This is a genomic window from Streptomyces sp. CA-111067, assembly GCF_050956065.1.
Taxonomy (GTDB): domain Bacteria; phylum Actinomycetota; class Actinomycetes; order Streptomycetales; family Streptomycetaceae; genus Actinacidiphila.
This window is the reverse complement of the sequence record NZ_CP192103.1, coordinates 8,537,533-8,558,613: the sequence shown is the minus strand read 5'-3', so window position 1 is coordinate 8,558,613 and position 21,081 is coordinate 8,537,533. Positions and strand designations below refer to the sequence as shown.

Sequence of the window (21,081 nt, the reverse complement as noted above, 5' to 3'; positions counted from 1 at the left end):
CGACCGTTCGCTATTACGCGCTTCTGCTGCCGGCTCCGGCCGACGGAGCGGCGCCGGCCTACCCGTCGACCCGCCTCGGTATCGCCCCGGCCCCGCATGCGCACGACGCGGCCTGCGGTTGCGGCGGCCATCTGGACCCGGAGCGACCCGGCTTCGAGTTCCCGCTGCCCCAGCTGATCGCCGAACTCTCCGAGGACGAGCGCGTCCAGCGGGTGAGAGCCGACACCGGGGGTGATCATGATTGCGGAGGGGATAGGCAACTTCCTGAAGGTGCGCCTGCCGGTCCGACTCCAGGACGGGCGCACCGTGGTCTACCTCGCCTGGGTCTACCTCCAAGCCGAGGTGATCGACGAATTCACCGACAGGGTCGGCAAGGGGACGCTGGCCGGACACCGTTTCGAGGGCCTCCTGTGCAATGCCGTGGGCCCCTGGGGCGAGGAAATCCTGCGTGCACCCGTCGTCCTCGGAGGACAGCAGGCCAACGAGGACGGATCGATCCGCCTCCCCGAAGTGCTCGCATCCAGCCACCCGCTGCTGGGCAAGGTGCTGGGGGAACGCTGGCCGGCGGAATTCGTGCTCGGCCACCGCGATCCACACCTGCCCACAGGCTGACACCTCCGTCCCCTCGCCTGCCCACAGGCTGACACCTCCGTCCCCTCACGGCCGGGCAGGGCAGTCGCGCTCTGGCGGCTGCCGTGCCGCCGCCGGCAGCGGACCCGGGTCCGAGGCAGCGGGTCTGCGGGCTCAATGGTCGGCCACACGGCGAGCGCTGCCCGAAGACAACCCCCGCCGGCGGGCTTCGCGCGAATTGGCGCGCCGGTTGACGCACCGTCGGCGCCCCGGTAGCGGTGGGGCGTGCCCGGCGGCCTGGGTCAGCAGTTCCTGTAGTCGAACCGGACCGTGTTGTACGAGCAGGTGTCGACCGTCGCGCCGGTGTTCTTGCGCAGGGTCGCGGTGTCCTTGTCGTTGTTCCAGATGTACCAGCTGCTGCCCCAGTACCGGTTGGCCGCAGTGTTGGTGCCCTTGCTGGTGTGCACGGTCACGGTCTTGTGGGCGCCCAGACTGTAGGTGCTGAAGGTGTAGCGGTGCTTCGCGGCGTCGGTAAGCGTCCAGCCCTTCAACGACACCGACTTCGACATGCTGTTGTTGATCTGTACGTACTCCGCGTTCAGGCTCGCGGCCGAGCCCCGGTCGACGCCGGGGCTGTCGTAATAGATCTTCGTCAGGTGAACCGATCCTGCAGCGGCACCAGCCGGTGACGGCACCGCGATCACCGCGGCAGCCGCCGCAGCCACAACGGCGGCGGTGGCAAGGCGAGAACGAATCATGATGTCCCTCGATCGAGTCGGGCACCCCCCTTACGGGCCCGACGGAACGCCCACCCTAGAAGAAACCGGCTCTCAACAGCCCGCCGTTACGCAACCCGGACACAACACCACTCCTACGTGCTCCGGCATCGCCCTGCCCTCTCCGGACTGTTGACGGCGGCCGGCGCCCCCGCCGGTATATCCGCACCGCGAACACCCCCGGGCCCGGCGTACCCGGCCCCAGCTGGCCGCCTGTGGATGTAGCGTGGAGTGTCGCGGGTGCGGAGCTGCCGGGGACGGGTGGTTTCCTGTTCGAGGCAGGAGGCTCACACCGCGAACCTGGCATCGGCTCCCCTATGGCCGTCACACGCAGGTGAAGGACACCCGAGACGACGTCCGGGCCGTCCTGGCCGACGCCGCCCGTCTCCACACGGTCCCACCTGGACTCGGCCACACCCAGCAGCGCCGCCTCGCCTGACGACGGCTTCGCGGGACACGGTGGATCCGTCATCCGTCCGCGGCCGCGGTGCTGGGCTGCGGGGTTTCGGGGCGGGGTTCCGGTTCGGGTTCCGGTGGTGGCGGGGCGGTGCGCAGGCGGCGTCCGATGAGGATGGCCAGGGGCAGGGACAGCAGCGTCCAGCTGGCTAATACCGCGGCGGTGATGATCACGTCGTGGGTCACAGGGGGTGCTCCGGGCGGGGTGCGTGCTCTGGGTTCGGCTCACCCAGCCTGCGCCTGAAGCTCTGTCATATGCCTGTGACCCACATCACCGATCAGTGCGTCGGATAGGCGTCCCCAAGGGGCTGGCGCGGAATCCGCCCGCAAAGCCTTGTCGCATGACAACAATTTCCTCGCTTGCGAAGGCAAGAAGGGCGCCGACACCTGGGGAAGGCGCGCGGGGGCCGATGATCGGTTTTCGGCCGCAATGTTGCCCCGAGCTGAGCAGTGCCTCTGCGGATTTCGCCCGTTTCGAGCGGCGAGGTGGGCACGGTCGGGAGCCAACCGGAACCAGGCACTCTGGCCGGAACACGCCTATGGGAACAAATGTTCGCTCTATGTCGGTAGCGCGGAGTCATGATCGCGTGACAGGTTGTGTGCCGCCCGGGGGCCGTTGGGGCTGCCGGTGACTCTTTCCGTGGGGGGAAGATGACCAACTCGCAGGGCCCGCTTTTGCGTGCCCGTCAACGCATACGCCTGTCCGTCGCCGCTGCTGGGACGGTCCTTGCCGTCGCTGCGGCCGGTGTTCCGCTGGCCGCCGGCACCGCCGACGCGGCCCCGTCCCACGCCACCTCGGCATGGGGGCACCACGCCGACGCGAAGGCGAAGCTGCCGCAGATCCCGGTGGGCACGAACCGGCCGGTGGTCTCCGACACGCACCTGACCGCTACCGCCTCCGCTGCCGCCCGCCGCGCCCACCAGGCCGCGACCGGGACGGTGTCGCCGCTGGTGGCGCCGCCGTCGGGTCAGGGGCAGGTGCCCTGGCACCAGTACTCCAACACCCGGCTGACGGACTCTCTGGTGGCCCGGGTCGACCTGTCCTCGGGTGACCTGATGCTGGCGGGCACTGACTTCGACATCGCCGGCGCCGGCGACCGCCTCCAACTGACCCGGACCTACAGCTCGTTCACCGGTGTCGGCGGCACCCTGGGCAGCCGGTGGTGGGCCAGCTACGACCGGCGCCTGCAGGTATCGGGGTCGGACGTGTACGCGATCGACTCCACCGGCGGCAGCGCCCACTTCACCGCCTCCGGCACCTCGGGCGCGTACACCACCCCGGCCGGGTACTCCCAGGACCTGGTCAAGAACAGCGACGGCACCTACTCCCTGACGGACCGCAAGTCGGGTTCGAAGGACACCTACACCTCGGCCGGGGTGCTGGCGAAGGTCACCGACCGCAACGGGGCGGTGATCACCGTCGCCCAGCATTCCGGGGGCGGGTACAAGCTGACCGAGGCCCGCACCGGCCGGTTCATCGACCTGGCCCCGTACACCACCACCCAGTGGCGGGCCACCGACAACACCGGCCGCTACGCGACGTTCGACACCGACGGCTACGGCAACCTCGTCAAGACCACCGACACCGCCGGGAAGGCGACGTTCTTCGGGTACGAGTCCTTGTCCGACACCGAGTTCCGGGTCAACAAGATCACCAGCCCCGAGGGCAACATCACCAAGATCTCCTACGACGGCTCCAACCGGGTCCGCTCACTTCAGCGGATCACCGACAAGGACGCCGGCACCGGCCCGTCCTGGACTTACGGCTACAGCGCCGCCGTCGGTGCGGCCGGTACCACCACGGCCACCGACCCGAAGACCCACGCCACCGTCTACACCGTGGGCGCCGCCGGGCAGGTCACCAAGGTCACTGACGCGCGGCAGAACTCAAGGTCGGCGACGTACGACGCGAACCACAACGTGGCCACCGCGGTGGACGCGATGGGCAGTGGCGGCGGTGTGGGTAACACCACTGTCTACAAGTTCGACTCTCGCAACAACCCCCGCTCGGCCACGCTGCCGACGGGTGCGTCTGCGGCGTTCGGGCAGTACGCGACCAAGGCCGGCATGGATGTGCCGCCGGACTTCACCGACGCCCAGGGCAACAAGACCTCCTACAGCTATGACGCGGTCGGCAACACGCTGTCGGAGGCCACCAGCGGCAGCGGCGGCGCCAGCGCGGTCTACACCTACAACCCGGCCAGCCCGACCTGCGGCGGGTTCGCCGGCCAGCGCTGCACGTCCAGGGACCGCGACAACCAGGTCACCACGTTCCACTACGACAGCGCCGGCAACCTGGACAAGGTCACCCCGCCGGCACCTCTCGCCGCGACCACGTACACCTACGACGCTCTGGGGCGCCCGAGGACGGTCACGGACGGCCGCGGCATCACCACCACCTACGTCTACGACGACCGCGACCGCACCACCTCGGTGTCCACCTCCGGCGGCGCCGGCGTCAGCTACTCCTATGACGATGACGGCTTCGAGCTGTCCCGCAGTGACGCCAGCGGCACCACTTCTTATGTGCCTGACGCGCTCGGCCGCGAGACGCTGCGCACCCTGCCCGACCAGTCCACCACCAGCCTGTCCTATGACCCGGCCGGGAACGTGGAGACCTACACCGACCCGACCGGGCCGGTCGTCTACACCTACGACGACGCCAACAACCCGCACACGGTCAAGGATCCCAGCGGTGGGCTGACCACCTACACCTACAACAACGACGACATTCGCACCGGGACCGCCTACCCGGGCAACACCGTGCAGACCGTGATCCCGGACAACTCCGGCCGCCCCTCGCACATCCGCACTGTCGCCGGGTCCACCGTGCTGGTCGATCTGTCCTACGACTACACCAGCGGCCCGGGCGGCCAAGACGGGTCCGACATCCACACCCGCACCGACAACCAGGCCGGCAAGACCATCACCTATAAGTACGACGCACAGGACCGGCTGAACTTCGCCAGCGAGACCGGCGGTGCCAGCTGGCTGTACTGCTACGACTCCGCCGGGAACCTGCATTCCGCCTCCGGTGCCACCGTCTGCCCCGGCACCACCACCTACACCTACAACAACGCCTCCGAACTCACCGGCAAGAACGGGACCACCACCGGCTGGTCCTACAACCCCGTCGGCGACGAAACCGCCGGCGCCTCCTCCACCGGCCCGCGCACAGGCGAGGCCTGGTCGGACTTCAACCAGCTCACCTCCCTGACCGTGGCCGGCACCACCTACCCCGCCGCCTACTCCGGGACCGACAACGGGGAGCGCACCCAGCTCGGCGCGACCACGTTCCACAACGGCCCCGAGGGCCTGGCCGCCTCCACCACCGCGGGCGTCGACACCGGATTCACCCGCGACGCGCAGGGAACACTGAACTCCATGCGGACCGGCGGGAAGTCCTACTACTACCTCACCGACGCCCAGGGCTCCGTCCTCGGGCTCGTCGACAACGCCGCCCACCGCGTCGACACCTACACCTACGGCCCCAACGGCCTCCCCAGGGCAGGGGTGAGCGAGACCGTGCCCCAGCCCTACCGCTTCCAGGGCGCCTACCTCGACCCCACCGGCCTGTACAAAATGGGCGCCCGCTACTACGACCCCGTCACCACCCGCTTCACCCAAACCGACCCCTCGGGTAAGGAAACCAACCCCTACGCCGCTCTCGGCAACAACCCCGTCAATAACACCGACCCCAACGGCACTTCCAAGGTGTGCGACGTGGTCGCATGGGGAGGAAGCAGCGCAGGGGTAGTTATAGGAGTCGGTTCCGATATTGGCGGATTCATTATCGGCTTCGGTGGCAGTGTTCTGACAGCTGACTGCATTGCTGGCGCAGACGAGGGCAACGGCCCGGAGTATGGCGAGGGAGGCTTCCAGGCTGTTGGTGGTGAGTAAGTGATGATACGAGGAGGGATCTTGTATTTGCGTATCGCGGTCATAGTGATCGCGCTTGCCGCAGCCGGGATCGAATGGGCTGCCGGAGTGCGCGGGGCCTGGATAGCGTTGCCGATAGCGCTGGCAGCCCTTATCGGCCCGTTCCTTCCTCGGCACAGGAACTGACACGACGATCGAGGGCCGACCGTAAAGCAAGGCCTCCTCTAACCCCAGGCGATGCTGCCGCACCACATATCCGGTGGTCTCAGCGTCACAACCTGAAGGCGCTCGCGCCTCTGAGATCACGAACTGGGCTTGGCTCCCGCGTGAAGGGGAGCCAAGCCCCTCGTGTTGGAAGGGCCGTATGCCACCACGGATTGCACCATTCCTGGCGCCCACTGTGACAGGCCCGTTGGCTGCACGGTCCTCGGCGTGGGGAGCTACGCCGCCAGCAGCTCCACAACCCCGCGGTGGAGACCCGCACTTCAAGGCTCCCATCTTGGATGCCCGTTGGGCTATCCGCCACGTTCTCTCCTGACGGGACCAGCCCGGACTCACGGCCCAGCAGGCGATCTGCTTCTACGCCGGGCATGTCGGGCCAAAGTCCCGAGGTCTCACCAGTAGCGGAAAAGGAAACGATCATGTCGAGCATGGTGTCCACCAGCCGAGGCTACCGGACCGGTACTCTCCACCGGACGGCTCTAATCCAGATCTCAGACGCGCTCTGAGACTTTGACGGGCTTGGTGTGGCCGGCGAGGGGTCACGCTGTCATATGGCCTGTGTTGATAGCTGCTGACGTGCCACGGCTGCGGACGACGAGCAATGCTCATGACCTGTGGATCAGCCCCGGAGGGCGCGCGGAGGGCGTACCTTCCCGATTGATCCTGTGATGGTCACCGAGTAGGCCGGCGTTGCGAGCGCCGGTCGGGAAGGCACGCCCCCGTGCTCACCGTAGTGAATGACGACGCCGCCACGCGAGACGGCTCCCTGATCGCCGACAATGTCCGCGAGGGCGCCCGGCGGATGCTCGCCGCAGCCCTTGAGGGGGAAGTCGACGCCTATATCGCCGAGTTGGCTGAGGAGCGCGACGAGCGGGGCCGGCGTCTGGTCGTGCGCAACGGCCACCACCGGCCCCGGAAGGTCACCACCTCGGCCGGATCGGTCGAGGTCCGGGCCCCGCGGGTGAACAACAAGCGCGTGGACGAGACGACCGGTGAGCGCCGGCGGTTCTCTTCGGCGATCTTGCCGCCGGGGTGCCGCAAGTCCCCGAAGATCGCCGAGGTACTGCCCCTGCTCTACCTGCACGGCCTGTCGTCGGGCGACTTCGTACCCGCGATGGAGCAGTTCCTGGGCTCCTCGGCCGGCCTGTCGCCCGCCACGGTCACCCGGCGGACGGCCCAGTGGCAGGACGACCACGCCGCCTTCCAGGAGCGGGACCTGTCCGGCACCGACTACGTCTACATCTGGGTCGACGGCATCCACCTGCACATACGCCTGGAGCAGTCCAAAGCCGCCGTCCTGGCTGTCCTCGGCGTGCGCGCCGACGGCACCAAGGAGCTCGTCGCCATGGCCGACGGCTACCGCGAATCATCCGAGGCGTGGGCCGGCCTGCTGCGCGACTGCGCCCGCCGGGGCATGCGCGCCCCGGTCCTGGCCGTCGGCGACGGCGCGCTCGGGTTCTGGAAGGCCCTGCGCGAGGTCTTCCCCGAAACTCGCGAACAGAGGTGCTGGGTTCACAAAACCGCCAACGTCCTCGACTCCCTCCCGAAGTCTGCACAGCCGGCGGCGAAGAAGGCCCTGCAGGACATCTACAACGCCGAGGACCGCGACCACGGCGAGCAGGCCATCGAGGTGTTCACCAAGCTCTACCAGGTGAAATTCCCCAAGACCGTCGCCAAGGTCACCAGCGAACAGGACGAGTTGCTGGCGTTCTACGACTATCCCGCCGAACACTGGATCCACCTGCGCACGACCAACCCGATCGAGTCGACCTTCGCCACTGTGCGGCTTCGGACCAAGGTCACCAAGGGAGCTGGGTCCCGCGCCGCCGGACTGGCGATGGTCTTCAAGCTGGTCGAGTCCGCCCAGGCCCGCTGGCGAGCCGTCAACGGCGCCCACCTGGTGCCGCTCGTCCGCGCAGGAGCCCGCTTCGAACACGGACTCCTGGTCGAGCGCGCCCAGACGGTGGCAGCGTGACAGGGTCCACACCTGCCGACCGTGCCGGGAAGTACGCCCTGGTGGAGCGGGAACGGCGATTCCTGCTGGCAGTTGCCCCGGAGACGTCGCATGCCCGGGAAGTACGGCGGATCACCGACCGCTACCTGACGGGGACCCGTATGCGCCTGCGCCGGGTGGACCAGCCTGCCCCGGTCCAACCGGAGTTCAAGCTCACCCAGAAGGTGCCCGCCGACCGGCCGGGCCCCGTCCAGGGGACGATCACGAACATCTACCTCTCCGAGGCCGAGTACGACGTGTTCGCCGTGCTGCCCTCCGCAGTGCTGACCAAGACGCGCCTGAGCATCCCGCCCCTGGGCATTGACGTCTTCGACGCGCCCCTGCACGGCCTGGTCCTGGCCGAGGCCGAGTTCACCACGGACGAAGACATGCACACCTTCGAGCCGCCCTCGGACATCGTCTCCGAAGTGACCGACGACCCGCGCTTCACCGGTGGACGACTCGTCCAAGCGCACCGAGACGACCTGATCTCCTGGCTCGACGACTACGGCATCAAGCTCAACCCAGGCTGTCGAGAACCATGATCGCAACAAGCCAAACCCACAGACCTTGACTATTACTCGCGGACGACGACTTCGTTGGCCATGCCGGGGATGAGGTCCGTGCCATGGAGTGCAACGGCCTCGCATGCCAGCGGTAAACGGATTACTGCTGATTGGTGGTTTCGCAGAAGGTCCCGCACCCGCACCGTGCGGTAGTACCCGGCGGTGACGGCCTACAGACGACCATCGATCTGCGCCACCACCACCGTGTTCACCGAGTCGGTGTGGCCGGTCAGCACGGACCGCTCAGCGGCGGCCTCCAGGTCCCAATGGGGGACCGAGACTGAACAGATCCCCCGCGCCCGGTCCGGCGCCAAGCGCGACGCCCGGCAGGGCGTCACCGGGCCCGACCCGGTGCTGGTGGTGAGGGTGAATAGCGCGCACTGCCCAGCCCGCCAGGCCGCCGACGACGACGCGGCCCGCCGGTACTGACCGACGCGAACCGCAGTGGTCCTGCAGCTGGCCGATCCGGCCCCACCGCCGCAACCATTGCATGAACCCCCAGGGGGCACGTAGGAACTGCCAGCACGAGGACACCGCCTCGATCCCCAGCTACGTCGAGGGCCCGGAAGACAAGCCGCTGGGTCGGCGTGGTGCTTCAGTCTCAGGTGCCGGTCGCCGTTGACGGACCGCAGTTCCACGGTGGCCGGCCGGGCGAACTTCCCGACAGGGCCGCGGGCGGCAAAACGGCCGATCGGGGGACGGGACAGCGCTCAGGCGGTAAAGATGACGTAGCGGGTCGGAACCACCAGGGCGGGGGCTATGGTCACGGTTGTCTTTGTGCACGGCACAGGTGTTCGTCAGAAGCGCTACCTGGACCAGTTCGAGCTTCTCACCTCCCACCTCGTCGGCCTCGACCGGGACGACGTACGCCTGCATCCGTGTCTCTGGGGCGACGAGCTGGGAGCCACCCTCGCCGCAGGCGGCGCAAGCATCCCGAGTGGGACCGGGGACACCGAGGACATCGCGGACGAGTGGCCGGTGGCCCGGTGGCGACTGCTCGCGTGGGACCCCCTGCACGAGGTGCGGGTCCTTGCCGTCCAGTACTCGGCTAACGAGCCGCCGGAGACGGTCCCGGGGGCCGTTGCCTACCATCAGCGGTTGGAAAGGGCGGCGCGTACGCTCGTGGACCGGCAACCTGTTCAGGAGGCCCTGCGGTCCACAGAACTGGCGGATTTTCTCCCGGTCGCCGTGGAGGTGGTACTCCAGGAGGACGAGACCCGGTTGGCGATGCGACGGGCCGACGAGCGCATCCAGGGCGCCGAATTGGGCGGCGCACTGGCCCGTGCCTTCGTGGCCGAGGCGGCCAATGAGTGGGAGGACGAGCGAGGATGGCCGCCTCTGATGGCGGGTACGCACCGCGACGCCTTGGTCACCGCCATCGAGGCAGCGCTGGGTGGGCAGGAACTGGGCATGTCCGAAAAGCTGGTGAGCTTCAGCGGCCGGATGGCGATGCGCATGGGCGGGGCCAGGGCACTGGAGAAGAGACGCCACGCGCTGCTGCTCGCCCATCATCCGATGGCCGGTGACGTGCTGCGCTATCTGAGCCGCGGACAACAGATCCGGGACTACATCGGTCAGACCCTCCGCGGTATCCCGGGGGAGATCGTGTTGCTTGCGCACAGTCTGGGCGGGATCGCCGCTCTGGACCTGTTGATCATGGAGAGGTTCGAAGCGGTCCGGACCCTCGTCACTGTCGGTTCGCAGGGACCATTGCTGTACGAGCTGGGGGCGCTGCCTTCGCTCGGCTTCGGTTCCCCGCTGCCGCTCTCGGTGCCGCGGTGGGTCAACATCTACGATCCCCGTGACCTGCTCGCCTACGTCGGATCGGGACCCCGTCTGTTCGGAGATAAGGTGCACGACATTCCGGTGGACAACGGGTGCTCGTTTCCCGACGCGCACTCGAACTACTTCGATAACCCGGAGTTCTACCGGATCCTGGACCGCTTCCTGCCGTGACCGCGCGTAGACCTCAAGCGCACCGTACCTACGGCTTGGTCGTGGCAGTCAGCGAGTATGGCTACGGCGATCCCGCGTGGAACCGCTCGGCACTCGACCAGGACGCTCTGCGGTTCCGGGACTGGCTGCTCGGGCGGGACGTGCCGCAGGACAACATCCTGTTTCTCATCGGCTCGTCCGCGACTCCGGAGCGGGTGCGCAAGGCTCTCACCGAAGAGGTGCCACGGTGGCGAGGTGACGCCTTGTGGGTGTATTGGGCCGGGCACGGGCTGCTCGACGACGACAAACAGCTGCGTCTCCTCCTGGCCGGTTGTCCGGCGGCCGACAAGCGCAACCTCAGGCTCACGGACCTGTTGCGCCTATACCGGACCAAGGTGCTGCCCGGCTTCGCACGCCAGCAGTTCATCGTCGACTCCTGTCGGCTCTTCGCCAGCGACCAGGCCATCAGGGGGCTCAGCGGGCCGCTCGACCTGCTCAGCCCCGGCACGGGACAGGCTTGTGAGCAATACGTCTGGCTGGCCACCCAGCGCGGCGCGGCGGCATCTTTTCAGTCCGACCGGGGCGGGCTGTTCTCGGCGGCCGTCCATGCCGCTCTCAGCGCGGCCGACGGGCTGGAGTGGAACCCGACGATCGAGGAACTGACTGCGCGCGTGGCCGAGGAAGCGCGTCAGCGTGTCGCGGACAACCCCTTCTGTGCGGAGGCACAGATACCGAGCCGCCTCACCTTCCTCGATTGCGGTGAAGAGGTCGCCTTCCGTGACGTGGAGGCGCAAGGACACCTGCGGGTGTCCCGGCCGAGCGGGCTCCTCGACGGCGAACAGCACGGTGTTCTCAGGTCTCTGATCCAGGGCCATCCCTGCTGGGTGTCCCCGAGAGCGATCGTCGAGGCGGTCTGGCCCGTCGCGGACTGGGCGGGAGAGTTGTCCGTGGACGAGGCGATGGATCCACTCGCCCTCATCGAGCGGCTCGACGCGGCGCTGATGCCGCAACGCCGTCTGCCTCCGCTATTGGTATTCCTCGAACAACTGGCCGCTCAGTGCAACGACAGTCGTGGGGCGGCGCTGAAGGCTTTCACCGGAGAGATCGCGCAGGAGATCGGCCAGCACCCCGCTCTGCTGCGCGAGCGCGCGACCGCGGCGGACGTGCGTCCGCGCAAGACCGTTCTGCTGATCAAGATCGAGGCGGACGAGGCCGCTGAGGACACCTATCGTCTCGCCGCCTACGTCTACCGACGGGGCGCGACTCTGTTGGTCCGCCACGAGGACACACGCAGTATCCGAGGAGCCGACGTGCCAGCCAGGTCGGAGGAACTGATCCATCGTATGGGCCAGTTCTTGGCAGGCCTCACCGAGGATCTGATCACCTATGAGTTCCTGCTCGACCGTCACCAGCTCGACATGGGGGTGGAGCACTTGGGCGTCGCTCCGGGACTCGCCGGAAGCGACCGGATCGGCTGGCAGAGTCCTGTGCTGGTGCGTTCGCTCGATCGCATCAAGGACCTCCGGATCCACCGGATCGTGCCCCACTGGGAGCGGCGGTGGCGGGCCTTCGAAGGGGCTCCCCGGGCAGCCGAGGGCCTCGTGGGCGTGATCTATCAGGACAAGGAGCGCGAGGGAGGTCCGGACCTGGGCGGACTACGAAGTTTCCGCCGCGCAAGCACCCTGCTGCGCCAGGAACTGGCCGCCGCCCGTGACCTCGCCTGTGTCCTGCTCGGCTTCCCTTACGCGGTGGCACAGGACGAACGGTCCGGGGGGCTGCTGGACTGCGTGCTCATGTCGGGCGTGCCGGTTGCATTGTGGTGGCGTCAGGGAGCCGCTGACAGGGTCACCCACGACCGGCTGCACTCCATCGCGACCAGTTGTCTGCAGGAACTGCCGGCCCACGTCCTGGCGCTGCGCCAGGCAGGCCACGCCACGGACGTGACGCTCCTGTGGGATCCGCCCGATCCCTTTCCCATGCGTACCTCCCTGTTGACATCCCCACCACGCCTTGCGGAGAGGATCGAGCATCCATGACCACGCCCGAAGAACTACTGCCCGACCCCGTACCGGCGTGGTGGGTATACCAAGGAACCGGGAAGAGGCTTGGCCGAGAGGTGCCCATCCCCACGCCGCCACCCTGGCGGACCTTCCACCGGACGTCACCCGAGGCGCGGCCCTCGGTGCTGTCGCGGGAGGACCATCGGGACACGCACGCCGCCTGGCGCGACCGTCTGGCCGCTGCCTACCGGGCGGATCCCGACGAGGCGCGGCTCGTCAACACCGCCATCCATCTGCGGCGACCGCTCCTGGTGACGGGGTCCCCGGGCACCGGGAAGTCCACGCTGGCCTACAGCATCGCGTATGAACTGGGGCTGGGCCGGGTGCTGCGCTGGAACGTGACCAGCCGCAGCACGGTCAAGCAGGCCCTGTACCAGTACGACGCCATCGGCCGATTCCACGACGCCAATTCTCGCCGGCAGGCGAACGACGGGCAGGGCGGGACCGAGACGGCACCGGATCTGGGCGCCTACATCAGACTCGGCCCGCTCGGCACTGCTCTCGTACCCGTCGAGCGCCCGCGCGTTTTGCTCATCGACGAGGTCGACAAGGGCGATATCGACCTGCCCAACGACCTGTTGTCCGTCTTCGAGGAGGGCGAGTTCGCCATCACGGAAGTGGAGCGCCTTCCCGACGAGCACGCACCCGTCCACGTCATGACGGACGACGGCGGCAGGGTGGCCACCGACCGGGGCTGGATCCGGTGCAGCCAGTTCCCCATCGTCGTACTGACCAGCAACTCCGAACGGGAGTTCCCCGCGGCGTTTCTGCGACGCTGCATTCGGATGCCCATCCGGCCTCCCCGGAGGCGGAAACTGGAAACACTCCTGCGCGCACACTTCGCGGACACCGCCATCGAGTTGGATCCCGTTCTCATCGACCGCTACCTCGACGCCCTGGACGAAGGCCAACTGGTAGCTACCGATCAGCTCCTGAACGCTTTGCAGTTGCAGGGCACCCTCGACTCGACGGACGATCCCGGTTGGCACAAGGCCCTCGACGCCGTACTCAAGTCCCTCAACGAGCAGGACTGACATGGGGTACGGGCCCGAGGAGAGGCCCACCGTGCGTGACCTGGCCGACGCGATCTGGCTGGCACGACAGTTCGGTCGCACCGGTTCCCCGCAGTCGCCGCCCGTGCAAGCGCGCTCGCAGCAGGCCGAGCCAGCCTCGGTCGAGAAAGGCCCGGCCACCCCGCGCGACCTACCTACCCCCGCGCCTGCACCCTCGCCAACGCCCACGACGACGGGGACCATCCTGCGCGCCCCCACGCCCCGCTCCTCCGTATCCGGCGAGCCGACCACCGCGGTTCGGCTCGTAGACCGGCCCGATCTGCGGCGGCGTTCCGAACTGTGCCGCGCCTTGAAACCGTTGGGAGTGCCTTTCGCCGCGCCCGGTGGCAGCGACCTGGACGAGGAGGCGACCGCCGAGGCCAGCGCCGACGCGGAGACGCTCGTGCCGGTGTTGCGGGAGAACCGGGAGAAGTGGCTGGACCTCTCCCTCGTGGTCGACGAGAGCACCTCCATGGCCGTCTGGCGTCGGACCGCGCGCGAACTGTACGAACTGCTCGCTCACCTCGGCGTCTTCCGCAATGTGCGGGCTTGGCGTCTGGACGGCGACGTCGGGCCCGTGCTCAGCCCTTATCGGGCGGAAGGGCCCTTACCGACAGCACCGGGCGGGGCGCACGGCCCCGAGGCACTGCATGATTCGACAAGCCGTCGGCTGATCATCGTGCTCACCGACTGTGTGGGGCGGGCATGGGGTTCGCCCCGCATGGCTGCGGCCTTGAAGGGCTGGCAGCAGCACGGTCACCTGCTCCTGGTCAACACGTTGCCGCACAGGATGCGGCATCGCACCCTGCTGCGTCCCGAACCCGTCCGGTGGCGCTACATCCCGGGAATTGGACCGCGACTCATGGCCCGGTCACCAGGCAGAAGCCGGTCAGCGGTCGGGGCGGACACCCTGCGCGGTGCCGTGCCGGTGGTCGGACTCACGCCCGAGGAACTGGGGGTCTGGGCTGCGGGGTTCGCCGGTGTCCGACAGGACTGGTTTCACGGCCGTGCCGTCGACGTGCGTGCGCCGGCCGAACCGGACCCAGAGGCAGCGGATGAGGCCCTGGGCCACGCCGTCAACGCCGAGCGGCCGCCCCCACGGGAGATCATCGACCGATTCCGCGCCGACGCGTCGGACACCGCCTTCCGGCTGGCCGGGCTTCTTGCCGCGGCGCCCCTCACAATGCCTGTGATGCGGTTGATCCAGCAGACGCTGCTTCCCCCCTCAGATCCCGGCCATCTGGCGGAGGTCTTCCTCTCCGGGCTCATCGGCCGCATCGACCTCGAAGGCTCCGTCCACCCCGACCATCACCTGTACGACTTCGTCACCCCCGGCCTTCGCGAGGAACTGCTGACGACGCTGAACCGGACGGAGGCTTTCAACGTGCTGGACCTCCTTGGCGCGCTGCCGGTGCAGTTGGCCGAACGCTTCGGCGGCACCCTCGACTTCAGGGCCCTGGTGCCCGAATGGGGCGGGCCCGAACTGCTGCCACAGGAGAGTCTGCCCTTCGCCAACGTAGCGATCACGGTCCTGTCCGGACTCGGCCCCGCTCACGCGCAGATCGCACGTCGGATCGAAGCGGCTGCCGACCCGGCCCTCGCCCAGGCGCTGTATCCACTTCCCTCCGACCGCACGCCGGTGCTGGCCCTGGAACTCATTCGGTCCGATGACGACTTGTGCGCGGTGGTTGCCCGAGAGGCCGGCACGCTCGAACTGTGGTACGTCGACGAGCGCGGGCTGCGTCGTGGCTGGTCGGTGTCCTGCCAGCGCCCCGTCACCTCGCTCGCGGTCGCCCGGACAGGGCAGGGCGCAACTGCCTTGACATGCCACTCCGACGGGAGCGTGCAGACCTGGCTGCTGGGCGAGACAGTTCCCACATCTCACAAGCTGCCTCTCGACCTACCAGTCACACTGGTGAGTTGCCGTGCGGACAGCGCAACCATGGCGCTGGTGGGACGGGACAGGACGGTGCGCCTCTGGGATCTCGACCAAAGCCGCTACGACCCTTTCCACGGCACCGCCGCGCGTCCACTGGCCGCCGTGGCCGCCCACCGCACCGTGAGTCGATGGACGGTCACCGGGACGGACGCCTGGGGCGATCCGGTACCGATCCATGACGGCCTCGGCTTTTCCTCCCCGCAATGGGCGGATAGGCTCGGCAGACGGCGTTTTCTCAGCCTGGCCGTCTCCGCCTACTCGGCCCAGTGGGACGTGGAAGACGATCCCTTTTGGCTCGAGGACCTGCCCTTCGTGCCTGAAGCCGCTCATGACCTCGCCGCGGAATTCGAAAGGCTGGGCTATGAGTCCGAAGTGACCGTGGACCCGACGACGCAGGAGATGGAGAGACAGTTCCACTCGCTGGTGTCCACTAGCGGACCCTCCGACGTCCTCGTGGTGCACATCGTCGGCCACGGCGTCATGACGCAAAACCAACTACGCATCCCCGGCGGAGATGCAGGGGCGGACCCGTCGTTCGGAATCGATGTCCAACAATGGCAGGACTATCTGCAGGACCGCGCCGACTCCCCGTTCTGCCTGTTCCTCATCGACACCGCCCACGCGGGCGCGGCCATCGCTCTTTCGCCCGTGCACCGCAAGGGCCCATGGGTGATTGCGGCCTGCGACAGGGACGAGATGACGCATTCGGCGGTCTTCACCAGGGCGGCCACCGCCACAATGCGGCACTTGGAATGGACCGACACCGCCGCTTCTCAAGCGTACGTAGGGCTGGGGCCGGCGTTCAACGCCGTCCGTGCGGAGGTCTCCAGACTGTGTGAGGGGACCCTCAGCTTCACTCCCCAGGCGACGGCCACGGCGCCGGACGGCAACATCGAGGTGCCATTCTTTCCCAACCCGCTCTACCGGCATACTACTTCGCTGTCCTTCGCGGGTAGCCACGACGAGCTTTACCGTTTACGAGATGCGACAGACTTCGTGGGGCGCCATGCGGAGCTTCAACGGCTGGGAGAGTGGCTCGGTCGTGATGCCGATACAGGCCCGCCGATGTTTGTGGTCACCGGGGCGCCGGGCGTTGGAAAGTCGGCGCTGCTCGGTCAACTGATCCGCCGCGGGGAGCGGGCCGTGACAGTAGCTCTGAACCTTCGCGGCTGGGACGCAGGCATGCTGGTGGAGGCCCTGGTCGAGCGGCTCTCCCTGCCCCTTCCTCCCACCGGGCAGACGATCCGTCAAGCCGTGGCCGAACTGGCCAAGGCACTGGCCGAAGGGGCGCAACGACCGACCGTGGTCCTGGACAGCCTGGACGAGGCACGCGACCCGGAAGAGATCGTGCACACCGTCCTGCTGCCCCTTCTCACCGCACACACGCCGCCCGTCAGGTTCCTCAGCGGCACACGGTCCTTGCCTGAACTGCTGTCGCCGTTCACCCGGGTGGATCACGCGATCATGGACCTGAAGCCTCTTCCGGCATCTGACCTCCACACCTACATCGAGTCGATGGTGGCATCGGTTCCGGCCTACGACCGGGCCGAACTGGTAGCGGCGCGGCACGCCTTCGCCGAACGCTTGGCATCGGCTCTAGCCCAGGCAGGCACACCAAGCGCTCCCCTGATCGCCCGCCACTTCGTGGACCGTACGCGGAGGGAAACGACGAGCTTCCCCGCCGACGTGGCCGAGGCCCGCCGTCTCGGCAGCCAGGTGCCAGGAACTATGGGCGAGATGATGGACCTCGACCTCGCCCACATGCCGACACCATTGCTGCGGACTCTGCTAACCGTGCTCGCCCATGCCAAGGGCCAGGGCATGCCTCTGACCGTGATCACCCGGATTCTCGGACAGTTCGAGACGCACCGTGCTTCGGCTCCCTCCGTCGAAGACACTCGTTCGGCTCTGGGCGCCGGCGCGCCGTACCTGACCACCGTGACAGAAACGGACGGCACCGCACTGCACCGGCTCATCCACGCCAGCCTGGTGGACCATCTGCGGTCCTCGCGGGACACGGTGGTTGATCTCAAGGCCGTGTCGGCGGGGGTGGCCGGTCACCTGAGCGCCGATCCGGGGCGCGGGTGGGAGTTCGCCGAACCCTATGTACTGCGCCATGCGTTGGCGCACGCGCTCGACGCCGGAGACGCCGATTTCCTCCTGGAGGACGCCGACTTCCTCGTTCACGCGGACCGCGCTGACGGTCGGTACCTTTCACCCGTCGCCAAGTCGGCACGGGCACGACGCATGGCGGCCATCTACGACACCGCCATGGGCAGTGCCGCACCCGATGTCGACTCCTGGCGCCGTGCCCTGGCCGGCACGGCACGGCGCCTCGGGCATCCGGAGCTGGCAGAGAAGGCCGGGGCGCGCACCGCACAGCGCACGGTACGGCAGGCGGTGTTGGCCACGGTCGTCGCAGGGGAACGCACCGTCATGGTGAGCGGTGAGCCCTCGGGGCGACTGCACGTCTGGGACCCCAGCGACGGTACGTCGCTTTGGGTAGCCACGGCCCACGCCGGTGGCGTCACCTCGGTCGGCGTCTTGGGCGAGGTCCGGCCGGTCGTCGTCAGCACGGGTGTCGACGGCTCCCTCCGTGCCTGGGACCTCGCCAGTTCAAGACTGCTGTGGAAAGTCGAGACCGCTGCAGGCGGGATGGCCTCGGTAGGCGTCCTGCGAGGGGGCCGGTCAGTCGTCGTGAGTGCGGGCGCCGACGGTGCCTTGCGTGTCTGGGACGCCTCGGACGGTTCCGCTCTGACGATGGACCGCCCGCTCCCAGTTGTAGGCGTTCATGGCGCCTACAACTACCGGGTGGGTATGACATCCGAAGAAGCCGCCGAGATCACGTCACGGGAATGGATGGCACGACTGCGCCAATCGTTGGGGCCGTTGTCCGATCGGGTCGCCCTGAACGTCGCCTACTGGGCGCCGTACCTGCGCTCTGACCGCACCCAGGACATTACCGGCGTCCAGGACTTGTCGACCCCCGCCGCCGCGGCCGCGGGTGATGTCCTCGCAGACCTCTCGGTGCCGACCCAGCCAGCCCGCCGCGTCAGTACCTCAGCACTGCGCGGTCTGGTCACCCGCCTCAGCCAGAGCTATTCGCAGCTCACAGCGACCGTCGCCATCCGCATGATCCAGGAGATCGGCACCTATCTCTCGGAGCCGTCCGGGCCCCAGCGGATCGCCGCGAGGGAGGCGGTCGCGGAGGCCATCGAGCGCGCTCGGCCACGCGTAGTTCTCGCCCATTCGCTCGGCGGGGTCATCGCCTACGAAGCGCTCTGGGCCCATTCCGAACTCCGGGTGGAACTCCTCGTCACGATGGGCACCCCACTGGGTCTCAGCACGTCCGTGGCACAACGCCTCCAGCCGGAGCCCGTGTCAGGACGCGGACGACGGCCTCCGCAGGTCGACCGCTGGATCGATCTGAGCAGCCGGAACGACCTCATGGTCGGCGCGCCCCTCTCTTCGCTTTTCGACGGTGTGGAGGTGTATCGCATCGACGGTGCCGCGCTCGACTCGCATGCCCTCAGCAGCTATCTCACCCATCCCCAACTGGCCTCTGTGCTGGCCGGATACCTCGGCTGACGGGCCCTAGCCGCAATGTGGGCAAACCAACCCCCTTGGCCCGGCGCTGGTGCTGTCGATATCGGGCTCACGGCGAAGCCGTGCGGCTGAGCGGAGCGTCCAGCGGCCCGCGGGCCAGGTCCGCTGTCGGCGCCGGTGTATCCCTCCGGGCGCCGGGTAAACGGGCTGACGCCGCGCGCTCGCCGGCAACAGCACTGGGGGGTACGGGATGGTTGCACGGTTCAGGTTGCGGGTCGCGGTCGTGGTCGCGGCGGCTTCGGCCGCGCTGGTGCTGTCGCCGGCGACAATGCCCTTCGCCGCCGGCCAGGTGCCGGGCGGCACCGCCACGCCGGAGGAGAGCAGTGACGCCACGCCCGCATACCGGGCCGACGCCTCGTTGGACAGCTCGGTGACCTGTGCGACGGCCAGGCCGCCCTACCGGCATCTGTGGTCACGGGACTTGGGCACGATGGCGGGCGGTCCACTGACCGTCGGTGACCGGGTCTTCGCGGTGGTGAACGCGGCCGGCCCAGATGCCCTTGGTCCCGACCTGAGGCTGGTCGGGCTGGACGCCCGGACCGGAAAGGACCTGTGGCCCGCCAAGGAGCTCAACGGCACCGAGGCGAACGCCACTTACGGCGGCGGACTGCTCTACACCCAGACGATGTCCGGTCTGCTGACCGCCTGGAACCCGATGAGCGGCGCAGTGGTGTGGCACACGCAGTTGGACCAGGTGAACACCCACTGGTGGGCTTACCCGCCGACCTGGTACAAGGGCGTCCTCTACACGCAGGGCGGCAGCACCTCGGTCACCACGGCGGTGCGGGCCACCGACGGCCACGTGCTGTGGAACACCGCCATGCGCGACACCGGCCAGACGCCCGTCGCAGTCGACGCCCAAGGCGTCTGGGTGGCGCACGACGACATCACGTACCAACTGCTCGACCCGGCCACCGGCAAGGAGCGGCGCCACTACAACCTGCCGCCCTACTTCGACGGCGGCGGCAACACCCCGGCTCTCGCGCACGGCGACCTGTGGCTGCTCGGGAACATCCCCATCCACCTCACCGACCAGGTCACCGCCTTCGACGAGCGGACCGGTTCGAAGCTGCGGTCCTTCCCCGCCAGCTCCACGCCTGCCTTCGACGCCGGCCACGACTACATCACGTACCAGGGCGTACTGAAGGCCCTGGACGCGAAGACCTTCGCCACCGACTGGACGTACACCAGCCCGGTCGGGCACGCCACCGTCCGCCTCGTCGCGAACGGCTACGTGTACGTCGAGGACGCCGACGGCCTGCTGCTCGCCCTGGACGCGGCGAACGGCCGCACCGCCTGGTCCGTACGCGTCGCCCCCGCCCCCAACCCCAACGGCGCCATCAACGAGGTACCGGACTGGATGTTCGGCTACAGCGTCCCCGGCATCGGCACGGCCCACGGACGCCTGGTCGTGCCGGTCGGCGGCAGCCTCGTCGGCTTCGGGCCGGCCGGGGACGTCAAACACGCCGCACCGGTGCGCATCACGGCCCCGCCGCGTCCGCGCTGAGAAAACCGCCAGGACCGTACTGCGCGGGGGCGAGCCGGAGGAGCGCGCCGGACGCCCCGTAGGCCGAACTAGGGATCGTCTTCGAAGGTCATATTCAGAGGAGGGGAGGCGATGGTGACGGTGGCCTGGTAGGACTCGCGGGTCTCACCGAAGCCGGTGGGCGAGCCGCGCCATTGCTTGAGGCGGTTGAAGCAGCGTTCGACGACGTTGCGGTGGCGGTAGGTCGTGCGGTCGAAGCCGGTGGGTCTGCCGCCCCGCGATTCGCACCGGCGGCGGCTGGCGGCCCGATTCTGCCAGCACGGGCCGACCAGCGCTGCCCGTCGCCGTGAACACGCAGATGAAACGCTCAGCGCGAGCCCGTCCCGCAGATAGCCGTTCGGACAGGTTGCTGGCCGCCGGTACTGCCCCGGATCGGGATCAGGAGCCCCTCGACGAAGAGTTGCTCCCGCTTACGGCCAGCACACAGCAGAACCTCCGCCGGCGGACGGGTCTCGCGAGAAGGTGCCGGTCTGCGGTCACG

General features: G+C 68.4%; 12 protein-coding genes. 10 read left to right on the top strand and 2 right to left on the bottom strand.

The annotated features are described in order from the left end of the window. Positions 1-231: 231 nt before the first annotated feature. On the top strand, positions 232-612 hold the full coding sequence (locus tag ACQPW6_RS37735; RefSeq protein WP_433894812.1) for a hypothetical protein: 381 nt from the start codon (positions 232-234) through the stop codon (positions 610-612). A 260-nt stretch (positions 613-872) separates the two neighbouring features. On the opposite strand, the gene ACQPW6_RS37730 is transcribed toward ACQPW6_RS37735, so the two are convergent. Further along, positions 873-1,328, bottom strand: coding sequence for a lamin tail domain-containing protein (locus ACQPW6_RS37730; protein ID WP_433894232.1), 456 nt, complete (start codon positions 1,326-1,328; stop codon positions 873-875). A 486-nt stretch (positions 1,329-1,814) separates the two neighbouring features. Beyond that, complete coding sequence (locus ACQPW6_RS37725; RefSeq protein WP_433894231.1) at positions 1,815-1,988, bottom strand: hypothetical protein; 174 nt, start codon at positions 1,986-1,988, stop codon at positions 1,815-1,817. A 465-nt stretch (positions 1,989-2,453) separates the two neighbouring features. On the opposite strand from ACQPW6_RS37725, the gene ACQPW6_RS37720 reads away from it, so the two are divergent. The 9 genes from ACQPW6_RS37720 to ACQPW6_RS37680 all read left to right on the top strand — a co-directional run bounded on the left by ACQPW6_RS37720 (position 2,454) and on the right by ACQPW6_RS37680 (position 20,561). Then, the gene (locus ACQPW6_RS37720) at positions 2,454-5,702 is read left to right on the top strand and encodes an RHS repeat domain-containing protein (RefSeq protein ID WP_433894230.1); all 3,249 of its coding nucleotides are present in this window, start codon (positions 2,454-2,456) and stop codon (positions 5,700-5,702) included. Between the two features lie 922 nt (positions 5,703-6,624). Beyond that, positions 6,625-7,878: an IS256 family transposase gene (locus ACQPW6_RS37715; RefSeq protein ID WP_433894229.1), complete on the top strand. Its 1,254-nt coding sequence runs from the start codon at positions 6,625-6,627 to the stop codon at positions 7,876-7,878. Continuing rightward, complete coding sequence (locus tag ACQPW6_RS37710; protein WP_433894228.1) at positions 7,875-8,441, top strand: hypothetical protein; 567 nt, start codon at positions 7,875-7,877, stop codon at positions 8,439-8,441. The genes ACQPW6_RS37715 and ACQPW6_RS37710 overlap by 4 nt, the downstream gene beginning before the upstream one ends. A 183-nt stretch (positions 8,442-8,624) precedes the next feature. Next, positions 8,625-8,891, top strand: coding sequence for a hypothetical protein (locus ACQPW6_RS37705; RefSeq protein WP_433894227.1), 267 nt, complete (start codon positions 8,625-8,627; stop codon positions 8,889-8,891). 330 nt (positions 8,892-9,221) lie between these two features. Then, a complete protein-coding gene (locus tag ACQPW6_RS37700; protein WP_433894226.1) occupies positions 9,222-10,418 on the top strand; it encodes a hypothetical protein in 1,197 nt (398 codons plus the stop codon). Positions 10,419-10,459: 41 nt separating this feature from the next. Continuing rightward, the gene (locus tag ACQPW6_RS37695; RefSeq protein WP_433894225.1) at positions 10,460-12,433 is read left to right on the top strand and encodes a hypothetical protein; all 1,974 of its coding nucleotides are present in this window, start codon (positions 10,460-10,462) and stop codon (positions 12,431-12,433) included. Continuing rightward, complete coding sequence (locus ACQPW6_RS37690; RefSeq protein ID WP_433894224.1) at positions 12,430-13,491, top strand: AAA family ATPase; 1,062 nt, start codon at positions 12,430-12,432, stop codon at positions 13,489-13,491. The genes ACQPW6_RS37695 and ACQPW6_RS37690 overlap by 4 nt, the downstream gene beginning before the upstream one ends. 31 nt (positions 13,492-13,522) lie before the next feature. Continuing rightward, positions 13,523-19,036, top strand: coding sequence for an SAV_2336 N-terminal domain-related protein (locus ACQPW6_RS37685; RefSeq protein ID WP_433894223.1), 5,514 nt, complete (start codon positions 13,523-13,525; stop codon positions 19,034-19,036). Between the two features lie 208 nt (positions 19,037-19,244). Next, a complete protein-coding gene (locus ACQPW6_RS37680; protein ID WP_433894222.1) occupies positions 19,245-20,561 on the top strand; it encodes a PQQ-binding-like beta-propeller repeat protein in 1,317 nt (438 codons plus the stop codon). The last annotated feature ends 520 nt before the right edge of the window (positions 20,562-21,081 follow it).

Coding starts and splice junctions, on each gene's coding strand:
- ACQPW6_RS37730 (WP_433894232.1), bottom strand. CDS start 1,328: ATGATTCGTTCTCGCCTTGCCACCGCCGCCGTTGTGGCTGCGGCGGCT.
- ACQPW6_RS37720 (WP_433894230.1), top strand. CDS start 2,454: ATGACCAACTCGCAGGGCCCGCTTTTGCGTGCCCGTCAACGCATACGC.
- ACQPW6_RS37700 (WP_433894226.1), top strand. CDS start 9,222: ATGGTCACGGTTGTCTTTGTGCACGGCACAGGTGTTCGTCAGAAGCGC.
- ACQPW6_RS37690 (WP_433894224.1), top strand. CDS start 12,430: ATGACCACGCCCGAAGAACTACTGCCCGACCCCGTACCGGCGTGGTGG.
- ACQPW6_RS37680 (WP_433894222.1), top strand. CDS start 19,245: ATGGTTGCACGGTTCAGGTTGCGGGTCGCGGTCGTGGTCGCGGCGGCT.